9 protein-coding genes and 1 pseudogene are annotated in these 26,780 nt (G+C 51.7%); 6 read left to right on the top strand and 4 right to left on the bottom strand.

Going from position 1 to position 26,780, the window contains the following annotated elements; genetic code table 11:
• Positions 1-10: 10 nt before the first annotated feature.
• Complete coding sequence (locus LG003_RS11105; RefSeq protein WP_262980724.1) at positions 11-142, bottom strand: hypothetical protein; 132 nt, start codon at positions 140-142, stop codon at positions 11-13.
• A 184-nt stretch (positions 143-326) separates the two neighbouring features.
• Positions 327-509, bottom strand: a complete 183-nt coding sequence (locus LG003_RS11100; protein ID WP_262980723.1) for a hypothetical protein — start codon at positions 507-509, stop codon at positions 327-329.
• On the opposite strand from LG003_RS11100, the pseudogene LG003_RS11095 reads away from it, so the two are divergent.
• Positions 503-1,128: pseudogene (locus tag LG003_RS11095) on the top strand (IS630 family transposase); the annotation flags it as partial. The gene LG003_RS11100 and the pseudogene LG003_RS11095 overlap by 7 nt on opposite strands.
• A 329-nt stretch (positions 1,129-1,457) precedes the next feature.
• Here LG003_RS11095 and LG003_RS11090 read toward each other — a convergent pair.
• The gene (locus LG003_RS11090) at positions 1,458-1,733 is read right to left on the bottom strand and encodes a hypothetical protein (RefSeq protein ID WP_112879116.1); all 276 of its coding nucleotides are present in this window, start codon (positions 1,731-1,733) and stop codon (positions 1,458-1,460) included.
• Between the two features lie 343 nt (positions 1,734-2,076).
• Here LG003_RS11090 and LG003_RS11085 point away from each other — a divergent pair, with 343 nt between their 5' ends.
• The 5 genes from LG003_RS11085 (at position 2,077) to LG003_RS11065 (ending at position 15,987) form a co-directional block, all read left to right on the top strand.
• Positions 2,077-4,218 (top strand): peptidase domain-containing ABC transporter, encoded by a 2,142-nt coding sequence (locus tag LG003_RS11085; RefSeq protein ID WP_262980722.1) that lies wholly within the window; start codon positions 2,077-2,079, stop codon positions 4,216-4,218.
• Positions 4,197-5,585: an HlyD family type I secretion periplasmic adaptor subunit gene (locus LG003_RS11080; protein WP_262980721.1), complete on the top strand. Its 1,389-nt coding sequence runs from the start codon at positions 4,197-4,199 to the stop codon at positions 5,583-5,585. The genes LG003_RS11085 and LG003_RS11080 overlap by 22 nt, the downstream gene beginning before the upstream one ends.
• Positions 5,585-7,744: a type I secretion system permease/ATPase gene (locus LG003_RS11075; RefSeq protein WP_262980720.1), complete on the top strand. Its 2,160-nt coding sequence runs from the start codon at positions 5,585-5,587 to the stop codon at positions 7,742-7,744. The genes LG003_RS11080 and LG003_RS11075 overlap by 1 nt, the downstream gene beginning before the upstream one ends.
• A 95-nt stretch (positions 7,745-7,839) precedes the next feature.
• Entirely contained in the window at positions 7,840-14,985 is a 7,146-nt protein-coding gene (locus LG003_RS11070) for a TcdA/TcdB pore-forming domain-containing protein (RefSeq protein WP_262980719.1), read from the top strand.
• 582 nt (positions 14,986-15,567) lie between these two features.
• On the top strand, positions 15,568-15,987 hold the full coding sequence (locus LG003_RS11065) for a hypothetical protein (RefSeq protein WP_262980718.1): 420 nt from the start codon (positions 15,568-15,570) through the stop codon (positions 15,985-15,987).
• A 310-nt stretch (positions 15,988-16,297) separates the two neighbouring features.
• Here LG003_RS11065 and LG003_RS11060 read toward each other — a convergent pair whose 3' ends face one another.
• Positions 16,298-26,218, bottom strand: a complete 9,921-nt coding sequence (locus tag LG003_RS11060; protein WP_262980717.1) for a non-ribosomal peptide synthetase — start codon at positions 26,216-26,218, stop codon at positions 16,298-16,300.
• Between the last annotated feature and the right edge of the window lie 562 nt (positions 26,219-26,780).

The raw sequence follows: 26,780 nt of genomic DNA, 5'->3' as shown, positions 1-26,780 counted from the left end.
TGTTGCCCTCTCACGTTCGATCTGTCTGCCCGCCCTTCGCTCCGCGATCATTACTCGTTTCATCACTACTATGACTGGCTCCGACTTCCTGATACCCATTTCTCAGACCTTGTGTTTTGGCACTTGTGCCCGAAATACTCATTTCCTTGAGAAGTATCAGGATCTCCTGGGTTCCACACTGTTCTCTACAAGCTCGCCGACGCCTGCGGCGCCGGTGTGTGCTTCTGGCTGGGAAATTCACCAGTATGACCATTCAGAAGCTGTTGCCTGCTAGCTGGACAAAACTATCGGCACACACGACTTAATGAATTTCGGCGCTATCACGTTCACCTATTGGTTTCGGCTCGAATGTTTCGCTGTCTACGCTTCATCTCCTTTGTTACCGCCGGAAATGCAAGACTCGCTACGTAGTGGTCTGGTTTACCTTCTACGACGGGACTTTCACCCGCAAGAAACAGGACAGCTTTGCCCAGCGCACTGTCCATCTCATTAACTGACCAGCGTGCCACACAAGTTCAACGCGGAGCAGCAACGGGCCTTTATGGAAACCTATGGGAAACTGAAACAGGAAGCCGGAGACCATGAGCCCATCCTGTTCATTGATGGCGTTCATCCCACGCAGGGGACAAAACTCGCTGATGGCTGGATACACAAAGGCCAGAAAACCGCAGTGAAAACAACGGGAAGCCGTACCCGTCTGAACCTGATGGGGCCCTTAATCTGGCCGATATCAGTAAAACAGTGGTACGCGAATATGACCGTATCGACAGTTATCACATCGCCGAGTTCTTCATTGCCCTGCGTGAAACCTATCCGGTCAGTCAGAAGGTTCATATTATCCTTGACGGAGCCGGTTACCACCGGAGTAAACTGGTGAAAGACTGGGCTTATGTGATGAATATCGACCTTCATTACTTACCGCCCTACAGCCCGAATCTGAACCCGATAGAAAGGTTGTGGAAGGTGATGAATGAACAGGTCAGAAATAACCATTATTTCGCCTCGACAACCTTGTTCAGGCAGGCAATACATCGCTTTTTTACGGAAATATTACCGGAACTTTCCGGGAACCTGTCGTGCCGTATTAATGACAACTTCCAGGTTCTGAATCCTGCATCTTCAAGTTAAGCGGGTATATAGACATTATATTTGTCAATATTAACAATGGAAAATATATGGCTATTTATAAACTTTACATTGATTATTCTTAATAATTCATGAGAATAATAATGAAACATATTTATATATATAGCAAAGAAAATTCATAAAAAAATAAAACCAGATTAGATTAAATTTCATATGTGACCGGGGTGAGTGAGTGCAGCCAACAAAGAGGCAACTTGAAAGATGACGGGTATATATACCGGATTGTCATATCAACGTTAAATCATTAATATATTAGTACTATACCACCTCCCCTTCACAACTGATTGCCAGCGCCCTATTCAAAACCTGAGCTAAAGCCGCTTTATTCTCATTATCCTCCAATAAACTAACGGAATAGCGATTAACTTAAACAAAGTATCAGATATTACCTGTGCCCAACCTAGCGATGGATCGATATGTAAAAACGCTGGCTTTTCATCCGGCACAAAAGAAATAGCGGGAGAAGATTCTGATACAAAGTCACTGGAGGTAAATGTCTGGAGAATGCTCTTTACATTCTGAGTTGGTGGTAAAGGGCCATTCACGATCTCAATGAATTTGTTAAAAATTTGAAAAATATCATTCATGACAATTATATCCCATATTTTTCTCCTAACTTCTTGCTCTCCAAAAAAATAAAAACGGATATATCTGACATCAATTCAATATATTCATAAACTGAACGCCATGCCCCGATTAATAACAACAAATTAGCAACGGCCAATTAACATTTTTAGGATAATATTGATTAATTGACCGCAATTTTTATTAGCTTTAGCTTGCGCCCACTTATCGAAATGACATATATTCAAATTAAAGCCTATGCTCTTAATACAGATTATTATTAATTGACTCTGCAATACATCATCTTGCGGAAAGGCTTTTCTATGTTAACAACGTGAGAACGGAATCACATAAGGGAAAATCACAATGAATAGGGAAAATATATCCGCCGATGCAGATACATTGTCATCTGCTCTTAACTGTTGCCGATTATTGTTGCAATTAGCTAAAAGTGAGGCTCAGGAACCACAGCCTCTGCTCCCCCATAACAAACTGAAACCTGCGATAAAAGAGTACGGCAAGGCACATGATGTTGATCTGGCATTATGCCGTTTAAAATTCCCCAAACTGACTCCCAAGCTGCTACCCCTAGCCTTTCGCGACAAACAGGGGGGATTTATTGTATTAGCGCGCCTTTCCACTGATCAGGCCCTAATCCAATCTCCTTATGCCGTTTCACCCGAAATACTCTCCATCAACGAGCTAGAAGCCAGATGGAGCGGGGAGGTGATCCGGTTAGGGGAAGCTTCCCTCAGATTCGATGTCTCTTGGTTTATACCCGCGTTTATCCACCATCGCCACCTCCTCGGCGAGGTACTGCTTTTTTCCCTGATGCTTCAGCTACTTGCCCTAATCACCCCTCTGTTTTTCCAAGTGGTGATGGACAAAGTGTTGGTGCACAAGGCGTTGTCGACCCTAGACGTATTGGTGATAGTGCTGGCAGTGGTTGGGCTGTTCGAGGTGGTGCTCCGGGGGCTACGCGAATACCTCTTTGCCCACACCGCCAACCGCATCGATATCACCCTAGGGATCAAGCTGTTCCGGCACCTACTCGGCCTGCCCCTGCTTTACTTCAAACACCGTCAGGTAGGCGCTATCATCACCCGGGTGCAGGAGCTTGATAGCATTCGTGACTTCCTGACCGGCTCCATGCTAACCCTGTGCGTGGACCTAGCCTCCGCCTTTGTCTTTTTCGGGGTAATGGTCTGGCTGTCGCCGTCCCTAACCTGTATGGTACTGGCGGTATTGCCCCTCTATTTTCTGCTAGCTTGGCTAAGCGCCAAACCACTGCAACAGCGCATCGAACAACAGTTCCAAACGGCTGCCCTCAATACCTCATTCCTGAACGAATCCGTCAGCGGCGCTGAAACCATCAAGAGCCTGGCGGTAGAACCCAGGATGCAACGGCGCTGGGAATCCCAAACCGCGAGCATGGTCGAAGCCGGTTTCCGCACTCAGACCCTCAACAGCTTCATCAGCCACGGGGTTATGCTACTACAGAAGACGACCGGCGTCGGGATCATCTGGCTGGGTGCCAACATGGTGATCTCTCTGGAGCTCACCATAGGCCAACTGATCGCTTTCAACATGATGGTGTCCCACGTCAACCAACCCATCGCCAAACTAATCGACCTGTGGCAACAGTTTGTCCAAACCCGGGTCGCCGTCGACAAGCTCGGTGACATACTCAACCTGCCCGTCGAGCAGGAGCAGGGAAACATCCATCCTCAGCAACCACTCTCCGGCGATCTGCAAATACGCAACCTGGTGTTCCGCTACCAGCCCCATCAAGCCCCAGTGTTGCAGGGGGTTACCCTGCATATCAGGTCCGGCGAGAACCTGGGCATAGTCGGTCCCTCCGGTTCGGGTAAGAGTACGCTGGCCCGCTTATTACAGAAGCTCTACGTTCCGGACGAGGGGGAGATCTTGATCGACGGCACCCCCCTACACCAACTGGACCCCGGCTACCTGCGTAGCCAGATTGGGGTGGTACTACAGGAGAACTACCTGTTCAACCGTAGCGTGCGCCACAACATAGCATTTAAGGACCCCTCCGCCTCGCTGGAGAAAGTGATGGCCGTCGCCAAGCTGGCAAGCGCGCATGACTTTATCCTGCAATTACCGCTGGGCTATGACACGGTACTGGCCGAGGCTGGCAGTTCCCTATCGGGAGGACAGCGCCAGCGCATTGCCATCGCCCGCGCACTGATGGCTAACCCCAAGATTTTAATCTTCGACGAGGCGACCAGTGCCCTCGATGACGAATCCCAAGCGCTGATCCAGGCCAACATGGCCGAGATCGCGCTAGGGCGCACCGTCATCATCATTGCCCACCGCCTGTCCACGGTGCGTCACTGCGATCGCATTATCACTTTGGAGCAGGGTCTTATCACCGAATCAGGCAACCATCACCAACTACTGGTCAAGGGCGGCCGCTACGCCAAGCTGTGGCAGATGCAACAGGAATTACGAAAGGAGACGGAGCCATGTCATTCAAGAAACACCTAAAAACCGTCCTCCGGGCTTGGCAGCGGGAGCGTAACGCTCCCAAAGCGACGAAGCGCACCCGCGACGAGTACGAGTTTCAGCCCGGCTACCTGGAGATCGTTGAACGACCTCCCGCGCCTTGGGCAAGGTGCACGGCAATGGCGCTGACCCTGTTTCTGTTGGTGGTTCTACTCTGGTCCATCATCGGTCACCTAGACATCCATGCCAACGCAACAGGCAGGCTGCTGGTGTCCAGCCACTCTAAGGTGATCCAATCCCTTGAAGCCGGCGAGATTGTGGCGATTCACGTGCGTGACGGACAAAAGGTGAAGACTGGGGATGTGCTGATCAAACTCAACCCCATAGGAGTCGAGGCCGAGCTAAAGGAGCTACAGGAGCAACTTAACTTCAAGCGGCTGGAGATGGCTAGACTACAGGCCCTGCTAACCGATACCCCCATTGAGCATTTCGCCGTACAGGAAAGTATGCCACAGGCACAGGTCAAGCTAGCCAGAGAGCACCTGGTCAGTATCTGGAAAGAGGTTGTCGCCAATCTAGAAAGCCTGGACAGCGAGATGAACGTCAACCAAGCGAGCCAAAGTGCACGTAGCGCCGATATCACCGCGCTAGAAAAGCTGATGACCAATATCAAAGTGCGCCTTGAAGCCCGTCGTACCTTGGCCGCCAGCAAGCTATTGCCCAAAGTCGAGCTACTGGAGCAAGAGAAGGAGAAGCTGGAAATCGAACGCACCCTTTCTCAACAGCATGCCGAGCTGACCGTCCTCAAGGAGCAATATCAGGTACTGAAAGAGAGCCGGGACCGCTACCTGGCCAAGACCCGCCGGGAATATTACGACCAGATAAACGAAACTCAGACCGCTATCGCGGTCATGACACAACAGTTGATAAAGGCCGGCGAGAGGCGGCGGCTGCAAAGCCTGCGGGCACCTGTCGACGGCGTAGTGCAACAGCTAGCGATCCACACCTTGGGAGGTGTAGTGCAATCGGCCCAGCAACTAATGGTGATCGTGCCCGATGATACCTCTCTGGAAGCCGAAGTGATGGTGTTGAACAAAGATGTGGGGTTCGTGCACGCCGGTCAGCCGGTGGAAATTAAGGTCGACTCCTTTCCCTATACCCGCTATGGAACTATACGGGGTAAGGTCGCCCACGTCTCCAAGGATGCTGTCAAGGATGAGCAGCTAGGCCTGGTATTCCCCGCACAGATCCAGATGGAACGCTCCTCTATCGCAGTGGACCAGCATGAGGTACCGCTACAGGCAGGCATGAGTGTCACCGCGGAAATCCGCACCGGTGATCGGCGGGTGATCGACTACCTACTTAGCCCACTACAACAGTACCAGTCCGAAGCATTGAGGGAACGATAATGTCAACCATCGAATCTATTCTGTCGGAACCGATCATCGCCGACGCGTCCAAGGCGGTAGCGGATGGCGGCCTCCTGGCCCTGACCCATGCCGCCCGCCATTTCAACTTGGCGGTGGAACCGGAACAACTAAGCCACCGTCTCGGACGCCCCCAAGGGGTCTCAGATAGCCAGGACTTATGCCGCTGCGCCCAGTGGATCGGCTTGAGGGCACGCTACATCTCCACAGATATGAGCCGTCTTGATACCCTGCCCCTTCCTATCCTGCTGGATACGGAACAGGGCTGGCAGGTGCTAGAGAGAGTCGAAGGCGAATTCATTACCTTGTATCAGCCAAGCGCGGGTAAGATATGTCGCTATCCCCGAACCCTCTTCGCTAGCCATTGGCAAGGCAGCGCCGTGCTGCTGGCGGAGGCGACCGAACCGCCGAAACGGCAGCGGTTTGGCTTCGGCTGGTTCGTGCCTTCCATCCGCAAACATGTCAGCCAGTTTAGGAACGTAATCCTAGTGTCTCTGATGCTACAGGTGATCGCCCTGGTGACCCCCATACTGTTCGAGAACGTGATCGATCGGGTGCTGGTCAGCCGCAGCCTATCGAGCCTGCAGGTGCTAGGAATCGCCATGTTGGCTCTGGCTTTGTTCGAGCCCGTCTATGGTTTCCTTCGTTCCTGGCTATTCACCAACCTGGCCAGCAAGGTCAACTCCGAGCTCTCCGGCCGCCTCTATCAGCACCTAATGGCCTTGCCTATGAGCTATTTCCAACAGCGTCAGACCGGTGAGATCATCGCCCGGGTGCGCGAGATGAACCAGATCCGCCAATTTCTCACCGGTTCAGCGCTAACTATGGTGCTGGATTTGGCCTTCGTCGGCCTGTTTGTCGCCGTGATGTTCTCCTACGCCACCGAGCTAACTTGGCTGGTGCTCGGTTCTCTCGTACTCTACTTCCTGTTCTGGCTAAGTGTCGGGCCTGTACTGCGTGCCCGGGTATTGCGAGAGTACGAGCTAGGGGCCGACAACACCGCCTTCCTTACCGAGTCAATCACCGGCATTGAAACCATCAAAACCAACGCCACTGAATCCGGCTTCCTACACCGCTGGGAGCGGCAGCTATCTGCCTTCGTCCGCGCCTCATTCCACGCCAAAGTGGTGGGGATCTTGGCTGGTCAGGGAATCGACCTCATCCAGAAGCTAACCTCCGCCCTACTACTGCTGTGGGGCGTTACTCTAGTCATGGAGGGCAAACTCAGCCCAGGGGAGCTGGTCGCTTTCAACATGCTCTCGGAACACGTGACCCAGCCGATTCTGCGTCTGGCCCAAGTCTGTCAGGATTTCCAGCATACCCTGATCTCGATGCGCAGGATTGGCGACATTCTTGATGAGGAGGGGGAAAGTGGCAATGGCGGCCTGGCCTCCGTACCCAAGCTACAGGGAGGGGTGAGTTTCAGAGGCGTGCGTTTTCGTTACAACGAGGATGGTCGGGAGGTGTTACGCAACCTCAATATCGAGATTCATCCCGGCGAATTCATCGGTATCACAGGGCCGTCCGGCTCGGGCAAATCCACCTTGGCTCGGCTGTTGCAGCGCCTCTATGTACCTCAGCACGGCCAGGTGTTGGTGGATGGGATAGATTTGGCAATCGCGGATCCGGTGGCACTGCGCCGCAACATGAGCGTCGTGCTGCAAGAAAGCGTGCTGTTTGCTGGCAGCATCGCCGAGAACATTCGTTTATGTCGGCCCCAGGCCAGCGATGCGGAAATGTATGAAGCAGCGACTTTGGCCGGTGCCGATGGTTTTATCAAGGCGCTGGACCGAGGCTATGAGACCCAAGTCGGCGAGCGTGGCGGCCAACTCTCCGGGGGGCAACGCCAACGCATCGCCCTAGCCCGAGCACTACTGACCAATCCGGGAATATTGCTACTGGATGAAGCCACTAGCGCCCTGGACTACGAGTCGGAAGCGGCAGTAATGACCAACCTACAACGCATTGCACAAGGCCGTACAGTGATAAGCGTCGCCCATCGCCTTAATACCCTGCGCCATGCCCATCGAATTCTGGTGATCGACCAAGGTCAAGTGATCGAACAGGGCAGCCATGAGCAACTGCTCGCCTTGAACGGGCTTTATGCCCGACTGTGGACCTTGCAAATGAAGGATTCTTAGATCACAGGCGGCCAACCGTGTCCGCCATAACCAGCCATTCTTGAAGCGTTGTAATCCGTAAATATCAAAGTAGGATTTTCCTAAGGAGAACCATTATGCCCAATAACAGCTATCAATCGCTGCTCGCGTCTGCGCAAGCGACCTTTAGAGAGATGAGGAGCAAACCGAAAATCCAAATGCTGGTCCAAGAGATCAAGCAGGGGTTCCGTGAAAATGGTCACAAATGGACCCTTAAGCTGATCCAGCAGCAGAGAATGCTGGAACAGACGCTGGAGAAAAACGCTTATTGGCACTACAGTAATGACAGACCGGTCGGCATCAGTAGCCTCGACAAAAACGAGCAACAGGCATTTGTCAGTTATATCAAAACACTGACAACACGCATCACGACAGTCGACATCTTAGTACAAGGCAATGAGAAAACAGCGCTATCTTCGCAAACGGATGACACCCTAGGCAATGCCGAAGCTTTCCGGATGCTGCCCAAGGATTTTGCGCAACGTTATGGCGCCCGCGGCAAGCTTGGTGCGCGACTGACCATCAACGTTAGCAAGGCGCATTTCAACTTGCTTGCCCGGGCGTTGCCCCAGTTGTTCAATGATGACAATCGCGGCTGGCTGGAACAGGCCAAGATCATGGGGCCGAAAAATCTGGGCAGCCGTACCGACCAAGCCGTGATCTACCTTTCCAGAGCCGGGGTCGAGCATGCTCAAACCATCAGCGCAAAGCTTAGCGAACTGTTACCGGCAACAGCCTTTGTCGAACACACCCCGACTGGTATGTATCGCGTGGGCAAAGGCATTTCCTACTCTGAAACAGCCGAGGGTGGATCGAGCAGTCACGGTCAGTCCCGAGCACAACTGATTGCCGCAGCGGGTACACAGTCCTTACTTACCGATATTCCAATCGAGAAAGCCCTGACGTATACCTTGCAGACGCGCGGGTACGATGTACACATTCCAGCGTTGCTCTCACAAACACTACGGGATAGCGAGCTCAAGGGGAAGCTGGTGCCCATGAGTGGCGGTTCCGAGCCTCGTCAGAGCAGCGCCGACATCCATCAGTTCACCGCCGATCCTGTGTTGTTCGCCAAATCCAACACCATCAGTGCCGAGACATTAATCAGGTCGGGGAGTCTCCCGGCGGAAGGGAACGCCCAGCTAGTGAAAATCCGATCAGGCTTGTACGAGCTCGAATACACCGATCGAAGCGCTAATGATGATGTAGCAACAAGCGTTAACAGCATACCAGCGTATTTTCTCAACTACGACAGCGCCGACCAGGCCAATGCATCACCAGCCTACGTAGACATTCCTAAGCATGAGATCGCGGAGAGCTTTCTATTTACCGGAACGCTATCGGGCAGTTCGGTGGTGGTGACCAGCCTCGATGCCAACACCTACCGGGTCTACCACGACGGCCGAGTCAACAGTTCGCTGCTATACGATAACGTGGTGATGGCAGTGGACTACAAAGATTACCGGGTAGCTGCCACCACCAAAAGCCTCGCTGTGGCGTACATGCAGTATGTCAATGGTGAATGGCAATTGGTGTTCCAGCGCCAGGAGTATCAGCAAGACGGCCAGATGAGCTGGACAAAGCGGCGCGGCGGTGAAGAACCGCTCTCGATCCAGATCGCGGACAGCCAAGTGGTTAAACGCAACCAAGCTCAATTCGCCACTTACCGTGAGCAAGTTCACCAACGACTAAAGAAAGTCGCTGCCCAGTTCGGGGTGTCAGTCGAAGGGATCACCGATGGTGTATACACAGAGGGTGAATTTTCTCCTGATCATCCAGCAATTGCCGAGTGGACTCAGTTACATGCCGAGGTTGACAACAGGATCAACGCGGATATCAAGCAGCTAGTAGACAAACGAAGCAAACTCTATGAGGAGCAACACAATACCTCTCAGCACGCCCTGATTGACCAACAGATAAAGCAGATAGATATCACTCTGGAGTTCTACAAAGCGCAATACGATACGATCCTGCGTGAAGCGAGCTTCGTCGAACAAAGCTGGTTATGGCAGCAGATCAAGTCCAAGAACGGCGTGGCCGCTGTGGTACGGATTGACGATATGTCCATCCAGAACGGTGGGCAGGAGAACATCAACAACGTGGGCGAGCGTTATGCGATCGCCGAGGCTTACCAGCATAATGTGCAAGATGCCGCGTTTGCTGATGGTCTGCGCAACTTCCGCGATATCAGTATCCCGGAGGTGTACGACAGAATGTCAGCCCTGGAGATGAAGCGCCTGTTTCTCAAAGGTCAGCTTACCCCCGAGCAACTGGGTGCCTTGAGCGCTCGCATTACCGAAACTAGCCAGGCTGAATACATCAATAAGGTATTGAAGTGGACTGCTGTGTACAGCGAGGACTTTCATCGCGCCGGTAGCAGCTTCGACCGTCTGATGCCGCAAGACTTCTATCTGTCGCTGACTGGCGATAAGTCCGGCGGCCGTTGCTACCCCTTGGTCAGGGCGATGGCTGTAGCGCTGGCTAGCAGCGGCGAAGCGGGTATCAACAGTCTGGTGGAAAAACTTTTTCTGGCCGCCGCCGATCCCCAAGCGGGCAGTTCCACGCTACTGAAAAACAGTCTACTCAGGCTACACTCCAATATTGAGGCCACGCAAGCGTCAACAGCGCGGGGGCAGGTCAGATTGTCCGAGATGGTTTCCTTACTGAGAAAAGCAACCGGGACCTCGACATTTGCGCTCAATACCCCGAATCATTCAATGATGGTGGGGAGTACGGTCGGAGCCAAAGGGCGTCGTTACTATTTCTATGACCCGAATGTCGGGATTTTTGCCTTCGACAACGCCGCCAACTTCTCCCAAGCCATGAAGCAACACTTGGTAGAGCACAAACTGGCCGTTCACTACGGTTCGCTTAGCAGCCAGTCGGCCCCTGTCTTCAATCTGGTGGAGATCGATGCCAGCAAAATGGCCAAGGTGCCGGTAGGTAACGGCCTGGATGTGGCCGACTTAACCCGCCCCGGTGAGCTGGCTACGGTCATAGAGCAACGGCGGCAGGTTGAGCAGACACTCAACGCCCAGACACGGATTACCGAGGATACCCAATTGCATACCGCGTTGGTGACCCTCGATGCCGAACAGTGGGGAGCAAGGTTCGTCGAGGCCAATACAAGGCTCGCCCAAGAAAACAATCTTGACCAGCGCTGGATGCCGGTGATTGGCAATACCGAGGATCAAGGTGAAGGCCGCTATCGGGTCCAGTTCATCAATCGCGACCAGCCCGAGGAGACCCGTTGGGTGAGCAGCAGCGATGCCACCTTTATCGAATTCCGCCGCTTTGTCGATGAACATGTGCTCACCCTAGGCCAACATTTCACCCTCGAACACAGCCAGATACAGCCCAAAGGCGGTATCGGCGAAGCAGCTCTAGTTGATGGGCTAAACGCCGGGTTTGCGATACAGACATTGATCCAATGGTTTGCCGACAAGAACCGCAACGATGCGGCACGTGGTATCGCTTCGCCTGATCTGTCCACCGCGCTCAAGGTCCACAGCTATCTCAATCTTGTCCAGATGGCTCACGGTGGCGTACAGGACGTGACTAAGGTCACCGAACTGGTGCGTACGGCGTTGCGCAGCGAAGTGGTGGCCGCCGAAACTTCACTCAAGGACTTTACCTCCATCCTGGGGCACACCGTCAATGAAGGCGCAGGCGTGCTGTTTGGCGGCGCTATGGTCGGCCTGGATGCTTATGAGCTGGCCCACGCTGAGAACGATGTGCAGAAGGCGGTGTTCGGTACCCAGCTTGCGTTCGACTCGGCTAGCTTCGTCACTGGTACAGCCGGAGTGGGAGCTGGTTTGGTCGGTGCCTCAACAGCGGGCGCTGTGCTCGGTTCTGGAGGAGTGATCCTTGGCGGGCTCGCAGTGGGCTTTACGGCACTGGCGCAAGCCTTTGGTGCGGTTGCCGAGGATGCCAAGGCGGTAGGCCGTTACTTCAACACGCTCGACAATGCCTATAAAGGCAATGGATATCGGTATGACAACGAAAAGAAAGTGCTGGTGCCCCTGGCTGGGGCTGTGATCAAAACCCTGGATTTGCGCCAGAATCAGATCGACTTCGACAGCCAGTACATTTACCGTACCCATTCCGGCTCTACCGGTTCGGGAAGAATCAATTATTTCTTCTGGATAGGCGACTTTCCAAAGATGGTCCATGACCGCAACCAAGCGATCGAGGTTCGTAGTGGGATCGGTTACAAGGACGTTTCCCACAGGCTCGACCACAGCGACAGCAACGTGCTGATCCTGCCGGGTACCCCAAAGTCCTTCATCAGTTACGAATACATGCAGCTCCCCGGCGCAACTACGCGTCATGATGCCGGTTTTGATGTGATTCGCAGGCTTGAAGAGGATAAGCGGTTCGACTATGACTTCTACATCTTTCCGGGGGAGGTTACGATCCGTAGGATTCATCAGGAGTATGTGGCGACACCAATCGAAGTGGTGCTCGACCAGCGCAACCGGCAACTGATAGCACCCGAGCTGCCCAAGGAATTGCATGGCTACCTGCACTACGAGATCAAGGGCTCAGGTGGTGAATACCTGATTGGGCTGAACGAAGGCACCAGCGTGAAGCTCATGAACGATGGCAGCAGCGCCCCATCGCGCTGGATTATCGACAGCAGCCAACTCGCCAGTGACAGTATCAGTGTGTTGAAGAACCGACTGATAGTTGGTGGAGTGGTGGTCGAACTCGATTCAGACCAGAAAGGGCAGGTGCTGGTGGTCAACCGCAAGGGCGAGGTGCGAAAAGTCGACTTCTCCGACCTGACAACTCAGGTAATAAGCGAAGATGCAAGCAAGTGGCAGGTGCCGGGCCATAGCATTGAGCAGCACCTGAGTGATCTAGCCAAGGCGCATAAGTTACACGGGCAGTATGTGGTGGTGGAGAACTACAACCACAACGGGCGTGATGTTGGTCGGGCGTTCTACGACATAACCAACGAGCGGATGCTGTTCACCGACACCACCCACGAACAGGCCGGGCATGCCCAACTGGGAGCAGTGATGGACAACCATGCTTATTTCTACGACGCCAACAATGCGGCGGCGTGGCGGGTAGACATCGCCACTGGACAGATCGACGCACAATTTGAGCCTTGGTTCAACCAGAATGCGGGCCAGATCAGTCGGCTATGGCAAGAGAGGGATGCGGTCTATCTGGCGCGCCGTTATCAGCTAAAGGGAAGGGAAGCTGAACTGAGTTATCGGATCTTTGATGACCGAATGGAGTTGGTCAGCGCGGTGGGTGATGATGCGCTACTCCAGCTTTCGGCACGTACCGGCCAGCATAGTGATGAGCTCAAGACTATACTCCAGAGCTACGAGCACAATAGCATTCAACGTGAGACTCCGACGTATACGTTGGGCGCACGGCTGATCCAGCCGACCAGTGCGGTGCTGGTCACAATGTTCGGCGTGGATGCGGCTGGCGTGGCACACCGCTACTGGATACGCACCAGCGACGGGACGCTGATCAAGCCGAATCTGGCGCCCCCGGCGGATCAGACCTTGCACTTTGAAGCACACGAACAGGCCCACAGCGCCTGGCCGATCCCGGCCGATCTGGTGTTGGCAGGCAGCATTCCCCACCCTGCGGGCACAGAAGTGTTCTTCTTTTACAGCAAGGAACAGAAAGCTCTGTTCCGTCAGGAAGGTCCCGGCCAGACTGTTCTCGATGCCAACCATCCCAGTGCATTGCGCATCAACACGCCAGCGTTGGCTAATCTGGTCAACCTGAACGGTAACCTGCTCGCCATCACCGAAGACGGTCGTGTGGCCCGGCTTGATGCACTGGGTCAGCTTAATTACGAAGCGGTCAACGAGCATTGGCTCAAGGGGCGTACTCACTGGTGGCAGGATCTGGACAACGTCACCGACGGCAAAGCCACTCTAGCGGTGTTCGGGATCAAGGGCTCCGACGATAAAAACCTACTGCCGGTGTGGTACCACAACGGTCAGGTGGTGGTGGCTTCGGCGGCACTGTCAGGCAAATCGTTGCAATTTCTGGGATTCGAACCAGATGGTACCTCCGCGCGTCTCTTCAAGCCCGAAAGCGGCAAACTATATCGTCAACCAGCCATGACCGCGAATACATTAGCCACGGCTTTTGGTAGCACCGGCCAGATGCTTAGCGCCTCGACGCAACTTCCCGCTGCCAGTGAGTTGACGCCAGAATTACATCTCAAGGCGGCGCAACAGGTCGATACCGGCATGCGCCTGATCACGATCAAGGGCGAGATCTTGCTGCGAACCAACAACGGCGAGTTGCAGCTAGTTGGCGTTGACAAAGGCTGGCAACAAAACAACTTGGCCCAACTACCACAGGTACTTACCAAACTCGCCAACCAGTGGCAAGCCAAAGGGGTTCTGACTTTACAGGACAATCAGGCGCCAGGCTGGTTCGATATCGGCAGCAGTCAGATGTTTTCGGGTAATGGAATCCCTGTCTCGAACAATCTGCGCTTTGTGGGGATCGCCGCAGGCGAAAAGGCGGCATATGTGTACAGCCCGACGGCCCAAACACTGTATCAGATCAAGGACGGCGGTGCGCAAATGCTCAACAAGTTTACGAGCGTGGAACGTGTCGGTTCGTCCCTTCTGCTTCAAGGCGGAGGAGTTGGCGGCAGCAAAGATGATCTGACGCCACCAATCATTACCGGTGTCGACAGTCTGGTGCTGCATGGCGGAGCCGATAGCGATACCTACCGCCTCAACAAGGCGATGTGGTCCCATTACCGTACAGTGGTCATCAACAACAATGACTCGGGACTGGCTCCAGACCGCCTGATCCTGCCGTTGGCTGATCCGAAGAGCATTCTGGTGAGCCGCCAGGATGACGACTTGATGTTAACCGATTCCAGTAACGAAACAGCTCTGGTGGTGCGTCAGGTATTTGGCAGTCAGGCTATGGCCCATCGGCATCTACAAATCGAGCTGGAAGGCTCCTCGTCGGTGATCAACTTGGACCACCTGATCGAGGGCTTTACCCAACGGAGTTACACCAAGGAAGGTCTGATGGAACTGTCTTGGGCCAGCCAACAACCCGTCATCACAGCCCATGCCGTTGCCCCAGACATAGAGGGGTCGAGCCTGGCGAAGTTGAGCGGAGCTATGGCTTCGTTCCCTGATACCGGCGGTGCCCGCGAGCACCTGCCGCAAAACCGTCAAGCTTCGCAGTCGATGCTAGTACCATCACTGTCCTAAGGTAATACCTAAAACAGCAGAAGGGGCGAAATGCCCCTTCTTGTCCAGACATCAGACAAACCTCCTTCTTGATATTTAGGCTGTTGCAGCCAACAAACACGGTATTTGGACCTTCTGCAAGCTACGGAAACGAGCATAGCGGTGCGTATGCACTTGGGGTTATTTTTACCGAAATTTCACGTAATTTTAAATAAAGTAGATAAAAATCAGAAATATTATTTCGATAATAACCCCCCTCATATTAATATATTTACTGTGAAAATTTTTTCCAACATATATTCCGTCGATATAATTACTAAAGGTTTAGAAATAAAGTGCATAATCTGAATTTATACAAATATGAAATTCAGGTTACTTAGTTGTGCCATTTATAAACTGTCTAATTGGCAGGGACTATTAACATTACAAGGGGAGTTATTTATAAATAAAAAGTTAGATTTCCAATCTAAAATGAAAAATAATATTTTAAAAATGCAATATAACCCGTGAAATAGTTTAGAATGCATTATTACATATAACTTTATATTCCTCGGCAAACACTTTCATACTTTATAAAAAAATCCCAACATTACCAAGATTGAAATGAATATTTTTAACTTCAAAATTTTGACAAATTTTATAAAAGCGATGCACTTAATGTGCAAGTTACAAAATCATACAAATTATAAAACTATTAAAGAGGGTATTTTTATGTTCAAGAAATTATTGGTAGTCGGAGCATTAGTATCAGGTATTGCATTAACTGGAGGAATTGGAACTGCATTGGCAATTCATGACTGCCCGCCAGATGATGTAAACGTAATAGACGTAGATAGTTCGGGCGTGCTGTATCAGACATATATTACCGTTCGTCATTATGACAATTTCTCTAATGTATTTACTCGATATGAACCTAAATTTAATAAAGTAATTAAATGGTATTTTAAAGAGTATGATTCAGATTGTGATGATAATGGAACTCCTGCCTACGCCGCTCGCTACCAAGGTAGAGAAGCAAATTAAACTCTACCGAAAAGCCTATTATAATAGGCTTTTCAGACCGCTGACAAACCTCGTTGAAAATAACGGAGCTTTTGCTTTTATCATGAATAATAACATTTACCGCATCCAAACATTGATTGCTGCACATTACATTGCAATTATTATGCAAAACCACACCAGATTTAAATAAAATAAAAAATAATAACAATAGTAAAATCTTGACTAAATAACTTATATTGAAATTATTATTTCATTTATTTTTCAATAATAATCCGGTATAAAAATATATACCGGATTATCATATCAAGATTACATTATTAATATATTAGTACTATACCGTCTCCTTATCACAACCGGTTGCCAACGCCATATTCAAAGCCTGAGCTAAAACAGTTTTATTCTCATTATTTTCCAATAAACTAAAATGATCACCCGGAATAGCAATGAGTTTAAGTGAAGTATCAGCTATTATCTGCGCCCAACCTAACGACGGATCGATATTTAAAGACTCTGGCTCTTCATCCGTCACAAAAGAAATAGACGAGTAAGATTCCGTCGCATAAAATTGATGCAACGTTACCGCTATTACTTGTGGCTTATAATCTCTGACTATTTGCTCATAATGCTCTATCTGTTCCCAACGTTTAGCTATTAAGTCAGCACTCAAATTAACGGGATATAACGCCAGCTCCTGAGCCGCTGCAATAAACTGTACCAAATTCAACTCATCGATTCGCTGGTATAATGCCGCAATCTCTTCTTTACACGCCTCCCCTGACTGCCGGGCCAGTTCAATAAAGAAATGATGTTTGGGGGGCATGGCCTCTTTCTCAAAATAATGAGGCGCAGGCGTATCAATCAAGCCCAGGAAATTAACCCGCTCGCCAGCACTCAAAAGCTGTTGGGCAATGGCATAAGCCAATATTCCACCAGAAGAGTAACCCCCTATCCGATATGGGCCTACCGGTTGAACGATTTTCATCAGGGTGATCATTCTGGCAGCTTGCTCTTCCATCGTTGACATCAGTTCTTCACTGATGGAAGGCCAAGGCAGCGCATAAATCGGGTAGCCCGACGAAATATGCTCAGCCAGCCCGAAAGCATAGGAGTAGTCACCCATGCCACTGGGAACAAAGAACAGCGGCAACCCTGTTCCATCAGGTCGTACCGATATAGCGCTGTTTTGCGGCTGAGACAGTAAATCTGAGGTGATTTTTGCGGCCAGTTCAGCCAGCACCGGGAATTGGAACAAGATATTCAATGTGCAAACCATCCCTCGACCAGCGGCAATATTCGTCATTCGCATAGCGAGCAGTGAATGGCCTCCCAATGCGAAGAAATTGTCATGGCGGCTGACCTGCTCAATACCCAATAACCCACACCAAATCGCCGCCAGAGCTGTCTCAGTTTCCCCTTGTGGCGCTTCATAGACCTGACGGGAAAAATCTTCCTCCCTCGGTGCTGGTAATGCCCGGCGATCTAGCTTACCGTTCGGGGTTTGCGGGAAGGCATCCAGACACACAAAAGCTGACGGCACCATATAATCCGGCAAAATAGCACTCAGATGCGCACGCAAACTGGCTGTCAGACCTTCGTTCGCTTCCGCTACCACATAGGCGACCAAATGCTTGTCACGGCCATCCTCCCACACCAACACCGCCGCCTCTTGCACCGCCGGGTGTTCCAACAACCGGATTTCAATCTCCCCTAGCTCAATCCGGAAACCCCGAATTTTTACCTGCTCGTCGTTACGACCCAAGAATTCCAGATTGCCATCTGGCAAGTAACGGGCCAAATCCCCGGTGCGATACATCCGCGCACCAGATACCGGACTAAAGGGATCAGCTATAAAACGTTCTGCGCTCAATTCCGGCTGGTTCAGATAACCCCGTGCTACACCGACGCCACCAATATACATTTCACCAACACAGCCTAATGGGACAGGCTGCTCGTATTTGTCCAGTAGGTAGACACAACTATTTTTAAGCGGTCGGCCGATAGAACTATCATCTGTCGGGGATAATATCTCCTTACAGGTCGCCGTCACGGTATTTTCCGTTGGGCCATAAGCGTTCAATAGTCGGGGTCGGTAGCCTTCCTGCATAAACCAGTCCTGAATAGCGCTCTTTTTGACCGCTTCACCGCCAATAATGATAAACCTGAGGCAATCCGGTAGCGTTAATCCATTATCTTTGGCAATCAGTTCAGACCAAAATAACGCCGGCAGCGACATCACTGTGATACGGTTCTGCCTAGCTAAAGCAATAAATTCCTGCATAGAAGTCAACCAGCGATCATCACGCATGACCAATGTGGCGCCATTACACAATGACAAGCAGCACTCTTCTACTGAAACATCAAACGCAAAAGAGGCAAATTGTAATAACCGATCTTGCGCAGTGACTGCATAAGTCTCATTAAAACCCAGATGACGTTGATACACCGCCTGATGTTCTATCATCACCCCTTTCGGCTGCCCGGTTGAGCCGGAAGTGTAAATCACATAGGCCAGATGCTGTGGTGTCAATGTAGTCACCAATGGATTGCTGTCCGGTTGGTTTGGCAGGGTATTCAGCGTAAGTACGGTCAATCCGGTCAGCACTTCTTCGCCAAGCGTCGCCCGGCCAGCTTCATCAACCAGTACCACTGACGGAGCCGTATCATCCAGAATATACGCCAGACGTTCTCCCGGATAAGTCGGGTCCAGCGGCACATAAGCCCCACCGGCTTTTAGCACTGCCAACAAAGCCACCACTATCGCCGGTGAACGTGCCATGCAAATCGCCACTCGCTGATCCGGTATGACGCCCAATGCAATCAGTTGATGAGCAAGGCGGTTGGCGCGAGCATTTAACTCGGCATAACTGAGAGTCTGCTCTTCATAGACTAATGCGGTCGCTTCCGGGGTTTTCTTTACCTGCTGCTCAAACAGTTGGTGAATACATAATGGATCAGGATAAGGGGTCTCAGTAGCATTCAAGGTTTCCAGTAGCAGTGTCCGTTCCGTTTCAGGCAGGACGTTCAGCATACGTACCGGCGTCTCCGGGGCCTGTTCAAGCGCTTCCACCAGACTTTCCAGCGCCTGCTGCATATAACCGCATAGTCGCTCTGGCTCAAACGGCTGCACCACCAGAGCGGTCAGCCCTAATGTGAACCCCCCATCCTCCACCGACAGCCCAAATGGATAGTTAGTCCGCTCCTGCCCTTCCAAAAATTCAACGCCTGTGATGATGTCATCCGATGTTGCCGATAAGGTATTATGTCGATAATTGAACAGAGCACTAAAGAGCGGCGTACCGCTGGCAATACCACTGCACCGCTGAGCCAGCGCCAGTGAGGCATGCTCATGCTCCAGCAACCCGGCCAGTCGCAAATGTACCGCACGCACGCTATCCTGTACCGGGGTATCATCGATATCCAGTCGCAACGGCAAGGTATTCATAAACAACCCCATGCCATTGTCTGCTCCATCTCCCGCCTCCATGCGCCCAAACAGGACGGTGCCAAACACCACTTTCTCTTGCCCGCTGGTATGCGATAGTACCTGTGCCCAAGCCAGATGACACAACGCCGCCAGACTGACCCCCAAATGCCGGGCCTGACTACGCAGACGATCATTCAGCTCAGGCGTCAACATCCGGTGAGATTCTCTCATCTGAGAGCCGTCCCGATGCACCTCCGCCAGTCCGAATGGGAATGTTGGCTCATCCACCTCCGCCAACATGTCGGTAAAGAAACGGGTATGTGCTGCCTGATCCCCCTTCAACCGGGTCTGAGCCACCAGATTGCGGAAAGGAACCGGCGCTGGCAAGCGATCCCCCTGCCCGGCAAAATGCGCCAGCATTTCACGATGCATCACTTCCAGCGTTTCATGGTCGCCAATCAAGTGATGCTGCAATTCCAGTAAGAACCAGCGGCCATCGGTTTCCTGAGCGATGATAAAATCTAGTAGCGGTGCCTGACTCAAATTAAGACGATAATGCTCCGGATCAAAACGCCGGGTTAACTGGTCAATGACTGGGCCGTCAGCCGGGTCTAACGTCAATTCCGTCACTGGCAACCGAGCCTGACGCCAGACCACCTGCGCCGGAACTGATAGTCCTTGCCAGATAAAAGCCGTCCGCAGGATGTCATGGCGATCAATTGCTTGTTGTACCGCCGCCAGATAACGCTCCAATAGAGAACGATTCTCAAAGATCACCGGATAGAGCAACAGATATGGGTCGCCTTTCTGCTCCAACAAGTGATGGAACAAGATACCGTCCTGCAACGGTGACAAGGCATAGATATCCTGAATATTAGCCACGCCACCCGGTACCTGTCTGACGATGCGATCAATATCAGTCTGAGTCAGATCAATCAGCGGCAACATTTCCGGCGTCAGCGCCGTAGTGGCCGAAGTGATGACGTTAGGCGGCACCACTACAGCCTGATGCTGTCCCAATGTTTGGGCCAAGTCTGACAACACCGGAAATTGGAACAGATCTCGCGCCGTCAGTGTCAACCCCAAGTGACGCAAGCGTTCAATCATGCGTACCGCGAGCAATGAATGACCGCCCAACACAAAGAAGCTGTCATGTCGGCTAATCTGCTCGATGCCCAATAATTCACTCCAGATGGCCGCCAAAGCTATCTCAGCTTCCCCTTGCGGCGCCTCATAGACCTGACGGGCAAAATCCTCTTCCCGCGGCGCCGGTAATGCCCGGCGATCTAACTTACCATTCGGGGTCTGCGGGAAGGTATCCAGACGTACAAAGGCAACCGGTACCATATAATCAGGTAAAATCGTACTCAAGTATTCACGTAAATCAGCTGCCAATCTCTCATGCGCTTGCGCTGCCACATAGGCGACCAGCCGTTTGTGCTGCCCGTCATCCAGTGCCAGCACCGCTGCCTCTTGTACCGCTGGGTGTTCCATCAACCGAGTTTCAATCTCCCCCAGTTCAATTCGGAAGCCTCGAATTTTTACCTGTTCGTCGTTACGACCCAGGAATTCCAGCTCACCACCCGGCAAGTAGCGGGCCAAATCGCCAGTGCGATACATCCGCGCACCGGATATCGGACTAAAGGGATCGGCTATAAAACGTTCCGCGCTCAATGCAGGTCGGTTCAGATAGCTCCGCGCCACACCCACGCCGCCAATATACATTTCGCCAACGCAACCGAATGGAACGGGCTGACCGTATTTGCCCAGCAGGTAAATACAGGTATTTTTAACCGGCCGCCCGATAGAATGATCATCTGTCAGGGATAATATCTCCTTACAGGTCGCCGTCACGGTATTTTCCGTCGGGCCATAGGCGTTCAATAGTCGAGGGCGGTGGACTTCCCGCGTAAACCAATCCTGAACGGCGCTCTTTTTCACTGCCTCCCCCCCAATGATGATGAGTCTGAGGCAATCTGGTAACGGTAATCTATTGTCTCTGGCAACCAGTTCGGACCAAAATAACGCCGGCAGAGACATCACTGTGATACGGTTTTGCCCGGCTAAGGCAATAAATTCCTGCATCGAAGTCAGCCAACGCTCATCACGCATCACTAACGTGGCGCCATTACACAATGATAAGCAGCATTCCTCTACCGAAACGTCGAACGCAAAAGAGGCAAATTGTAATAACCGGTCTTGCGCAGTGACGGCATAGGTCTCATTAAAACCCAGATGACGTTGATACAGCGCCTGATGTTCTATCATCACCCCTTTCGGCTGCCCGGTTGAACCGGAGGTATAGATGACATAAGCCAGATGTTGTGGCGTCAGCTCGGCTACCTGTGGGTTACTATCCGGCTGATCTGGCAAAATATGCGAGTCAAGTACCGTCAGCCCGGCCAATGCCAGTTCGCCAAGCGCCGCCCGGCCAGCTTCATCAACCAATACCACTGACGGGGCCGTATCATTCAGGATATACGTCAGACGTTCTCCCGGATAAGTCGGGTCCAGCGGCACATAAGCCCCACCCGCTTTCAGCACCGCCAACAAGGCCACCACTACCGCCGGTGAACGTGCCATGCAAATCGCCACCCGCTGTTCCGGTATGACGCCCAATGCAATTAGTTGGTGGGCAAAGCGGTTGGCGCGAGCATTTAATTCGGCATAACTGAGCGTTTGCCCTTCATAGACTAACGCGGTCGCTTCCGGGGTTTTCTCTACCTGTTGTTCAAACAGTTGGTGAATACATAATGGATCAGGATAAGGGATTTCAGTGGCATTCAAGGTTTCCAGCAACAGTGCCCGCTCCGTTTCAGGCAGGACGTTCAGCACACATACCGGCGTCTCCGGGGCCTGTTCAAGCGCTTCCACCAAACTTTCCAGCGCCTGTTGCATATAACCGCATAGTCTCTCTGGTTCAAACGGCTGTACCACCTGAGCGGTCAGCCCCAACGTGGAACTCCCATCCTCCACCGACAGACCAAATGGATAGTTGGTCCGTTCCTGTTCGCCCAAGAATTCAATCCCGGCCATCGTCTCATCCAGTGCCGCTGGTTGCTCATTATGGCGATAGTTGAACAGAGCGCTAAAGAGTGGGGTTTCACCCTGTACCCCACTGCACCGCTGGGCCAGCGCCAGTGAAGCATGCTCATGCTCCAGCAATTCAGCCAATCGTAGATGCACCGCCCGTACGCTATCCTCTACCGGGGTCTCGTCAATATCCAGTCGCAACGGCAAGGTATTCATAAACAATCCCATGCCATTGTCTGCCCCTTCCCCCGCCGCCATACGCCCAAACAGGACGGTGCCAAACACCACTTTCTCTTGCCCGCTGGTATGCGACAACACTTGCGCCCAAGCCAAATGACACAACGCCGCCAAACTGACACCCAAACGCCGGGCCTGACTGCGCAGGCGATCATTTAACGTAGCGGTCAGCATCCGGTGGGATTCTGTCATGCGAGATCCGTCACGATGCACCTCCGCCAGCCCGAATGGCAACGTCGGCTCATCCACCGCCGCCAACATGTCGGTAAAGAAACGGGTATGCGCTGCCTGACTCACCCCCAACCGGGACTGAGCCACCAGATTGCGGAAAGGGGCCGGCGCTGGCAGGCGCTCTTCCTGCCCGGCAAAATACGCCTGAACTTCACGGTGCATCAATTCCATCGTTTCATGGTCGCCGATCAAGTGATGCTCCAATTCCAGTAAAAACCAGCGGCCATCAGTTTCCTGAGCAATAACAAAATGCAGTAACGGGGCCTGACTCAGGTCAAGACGATACTGTCCCGGATCAAAACGCCGGGTTAACTGGTCAATGACTGGGCCGTCAGCCGGGTCTAGCGTCAGTTCCGTCACCGGCAACTGTGCCCGGCGCCAAACCACTTGTGCCGGGGCTGATAAACCTTGCCAAATAAAAGCCGTCCGCAAAATGTCATGACGATCAATCGCCTGTTGTACCGCCGCCAGATAACGGTCCAGCAGAGATCGGTTAGCAAAGACCACCGGATAGAGTAACAGATACGGGTCGCCTTCCTGTTCCAACAGGTGGTGGAACAGGATACCGTCCTGCAACGGCGACAACGCATAGATATCCTGAATATTGGTCATCCCGCCCGGTACCAGCTCAACGATGCGATCAATATCAGTCTGAGTCAGATCAATCAGTGGCAACATCTCCGGCGTCAGCGCCGTGGTGGTGGGAGTGATGACGTTAGGCGGTATTACCACGGCCTGATGTTGTCCCAATGCTTGGGCCAGCGCTGACAACACCGGCGACTGAAACAGATCACGCGCAGTTAATGTCAGCCCCTGGTGACGCAGGCGTTCAATCATGCGTACAGCAAGCAATGAATGGCCGCCCAATGCAAAGAAACTGTCATGTCGGCTTATCTGCTCAATGCCCAATAATTCACGCCAGATAGCCGCCAAGGCGATCTCAGCCTGCCCTTGTGGCGCTTCATAAATCTGACGGGCAAAATCTTCCTCTCCTGGTGCCGGTAATGCCCGGCGATCCAATTTGCCGCTCGGGGTCTGCGGGAAGGTATCCAAACACACAAAAGCGACCGGAACCATATAGTCAGGTAAACTCGCACTCAAGTATTCACGTAAATCAGCAGCTAATTTCTCATGCACTTGTGCCGCCACATAGGCGACCAGCCGTTTGTGCTGCCCATCATCCAGTGCCAGCACCGCCGCCTCTTGTACCGCCGGGTGTTCCACCAAACGGGTTTCAATTTCCCCCAACTCAACCCGGAAGCCGCGGATTTTAACCTGCTCATCGTTACGGCCCAGGAATTCCAGCTCACCGTCCGGCAGGAAGCGGGCCAAATCCCCAGAGCGATACATCCGCGCACCAGATACCGAGCTAAAGGGGTCCGGCAGAAAACGTTCCGCGCTCAATGTAGGCCGATTCAGATAACCCCGTGCCACACCCACACCACCAATGTACATTTCGCCAATGCCACCCAATGGAACCAGTTGCCCCTCTCTGTCCAACAGATAGATGCGGGAATTTTTAACCGGCCGACCGATAGAACGGGCATCTTCCGGGGATAATATCTCCTTATAGGTCACCGTCACGGTATTTTCCGTCGGGCCATAACCATTCAACAACCGGGGCCGGGAGCCTTCCTGCATAAACCAATCCTGAACCGCGTTCTTTTTTACCGCCTCACCACCAATCATGACGAGCCGGAGGCAATCCGGCAACGGTAACCCGGGATCTCTGGCCGCCAGTTCGGACCAGAATAAAGTCGGCAGAGAAATGATCGTAATACGATGTTGCCGGGTTAAAGCAATAAATTCCCGTACCGAAGCTAGCCAGCTATCATCCCGGATAACCAGTGTGGCCCCGTTACACAATACCGAGAAAAATTCCTCTACTGAAACATCAAACGCAAAAGCGGCAAATTGCAACACCCGATCTTGCGCAGTGACGGTATAAGTATCATTAAAGCCCAGGTAACGCTGATAAATCGCCTGATGTTCTATCATCACCCCTTTCGGCTGCCCGGTTGAACCGGAGGTGTAAATCACATAGGCCAGATGCTGTGGTGTCAATGCAGTCACTAAGGGATTGCTGTCCGGTTGGTCAGGTAGGATATTCGGGTCAAGCACGGTCAACCCGGCTAGCACGACATCACCCAACGCTGCCCGCCCGGTCGCATCAGCCAATACCACTGATGGGGCAGTATCATTTAGGATATACGCCAGACGTTCCGCCGGGTAGGTTGAATCCAGCGGCACATAGGCCCCACCCGCTTTCAGCACCGCCAGCAGCGCCACCACCATCGCCGGGGAGCGTGCCACACAAATCGCTACCCGCTGGTCCGGTACGACACCCAATGCAATCAATTGGTGCGCCAGCCGGTTAGCGCCAGCATTTAATTCGGCATAACTGAGGCGCTGCCCTTGATACTCTAACGCTGTGACCTCTGGGGCTTGCTCTACCTGTTGCTCAAATAACTGATGAATACATAACGGATCAGGATAGGGGGTTTCTGTCGCGTTCCAAGTTTCCAGTAGCAATGTACGTTCAGCCTCTGGCAACAAATTAAGCTGCCCTATAGGCATTTCATCCCCCGTCCTTTTCGATGCTGCCAGCACCTGTAAGTGCTCGCTCATCCGCAAAACGACTTCCGTGCTCAGGCGGTTTTCATCGTAGATCCAACGAAAACCCCCTTGTGCATTTATCTGGAGGGTCAACAATTCGCCGGATACTTTTTGATCACGTGGCCTATCACCCTTTATCAACGAGACAGCGATTCGCCACGGCCGACTTGTTGCCAACGCCGGGATAGCATGCAATGAAGGAGAGCAAGAGAAGAGATCGCAACTAAATGTGCCGTGCTGCGCCAACCGAGACAACTCATCATCAACCCAGCCAGCTACCTCACGCCAAGGCTTATCAAACGCGACCTCAACAGCCATAGGCACCACCGGTGCCAGATTTACCGATTCATCTTTTACCTTATCCACGCTCCAACCGATTTGGAATACGGTCTGCTGAGTCAAACGCGCAAGGTAAATGACAAAAGTCTGCAACAACATTCGCAATGGCTCCTCTTCACCATTTTTTGGCAAAGGGGGCTGCCAAGCGCTCATTGCCCATATGGGTTCTGTTTGTTCTCCGGCGGTTTCGAAAGGTAACTGGAGGGGTTGCAAAGCAGCAAGACGCTCATACCAGAATAATTCACTGGATGTGAGTCTCTGAAGGATATTCTTTGTATTTCGAGTTTGTTGTGAAACGTCATTTGCATCGGTTATATTTTTTGACGTCTGAGTTTTAAACGCACTTCCCACTTTAGCAATATTATTTTTCATCTACTACTACCTCAACGAATCTGTTAGAAATTTGAGAACCGTCATTTCCGACAGTCATCACTAATGTTTCTCTCCTACTTCTTGCCCAAAAATAAAAATGGACACATCTGCTATCCATCCAAGAGACTCAGATATCGGATGCCACAGCCTGATTAATAACGGCCACTTAGCCCATCTTCAATACCAATTATCCTGACAACAGAATGAGACATTCCATTTTTGTTCCTATTTTTCAGATAAGCTCAATTAATTCACTGCAATTTTTGTTGACTGTTCCTAAATTCCATAATTAAAAACTTAACCATTACTTACATTTATTATTCATAATTACCAAATAACCTTTAACTTTATCTGACTGCAATTAATACCTGATTAAAATAATTTCAAAAACAAATTAAGCATTTTAAAGATAAAACAGACTAATTTATATTTAATTATCAAAATATTATAATCATCTGTGAAATAACCCTTCGCCACAATAATAAAAGTATATACTAATTCCAAATACACTTATTCAAGAGGCATAAAATTACCCTGTGCATTCAATTATATCAAAATATAA

It is taken from the genome of Photorhabdus kleinii (genome assembly GCF_025384885.1).
Lineage (GTDB): Bacteria > Pseudomonadota > Gammaproteobacteria > Enterobacterales > Enterobacteriaceae > Photorhabdus > Photorhabdus kayaii.
This window is presented reverse-complemented; position numbering and strand designations above follow the sequence as displayed.

What these genes read in the sequence shown, in the direction of transcription:
- LG003_RS11075 (WP_262980720.1), top strand. Translation starts at nt 5,585, where the DNA reads ATGTCAACCATCGAATCTATTCTGTCGGAACCGATCATCGCCGACGCG.
- LG003_RS11060 (WP_262980717.1), bottom strand. Translation starts at nt 26,218, where the DNA reads ATGAAAAATAATATTGCTAAAGTGGGAAGTGCGTTTAAAACTCAGACG.
- LG003_RS11080 (WP_262980721.1), top strand. Translation starts at nt 4,197, where the DNA reads ATGTCATTCAAGAAACACCTAAAAACCGTCCTCCGGGCTTGGCAGCGG.
- LG003_RS11085 (WP_262980722.1), top strand. Translation starts at nt 2,077, where the DNA reads ATGAATAGGGAAAATATATCCGCCGATGCAGATACATTGTCATCTGCT.
- LG003_RS11090 (WP_112879116.1), bottom strand. Translation starts at nt 1,733, where the DNA reads ATGAATGATATTTTTCAAATTTTTAACAAATTCATTGAGATCGTGAAT.
- LG003_RS11065 (WP_262980718.1), top strand. Translation starts at nt 15,568, where the DNA reads ATGAATATTTTTAACTTCAAAATTTTGACAAATTTTATAAAAGCGATG.
- LG003_RS11105 (WP_262980724.1), bottom strand. Translation starts at nt 142, where the DNA reads ATGAGTATTTCGGGCACAAGTGCCAAAACACAAGGTCTGAGAAATGGG.
- LG003_RS11070 (WP_262980719.1), top strand. Translation starts at nt 7,840, where the DNA reads ATGCCCAATAACAGCTATCAATCGCTGCTCGCGTCTGCGCAAGCGACC.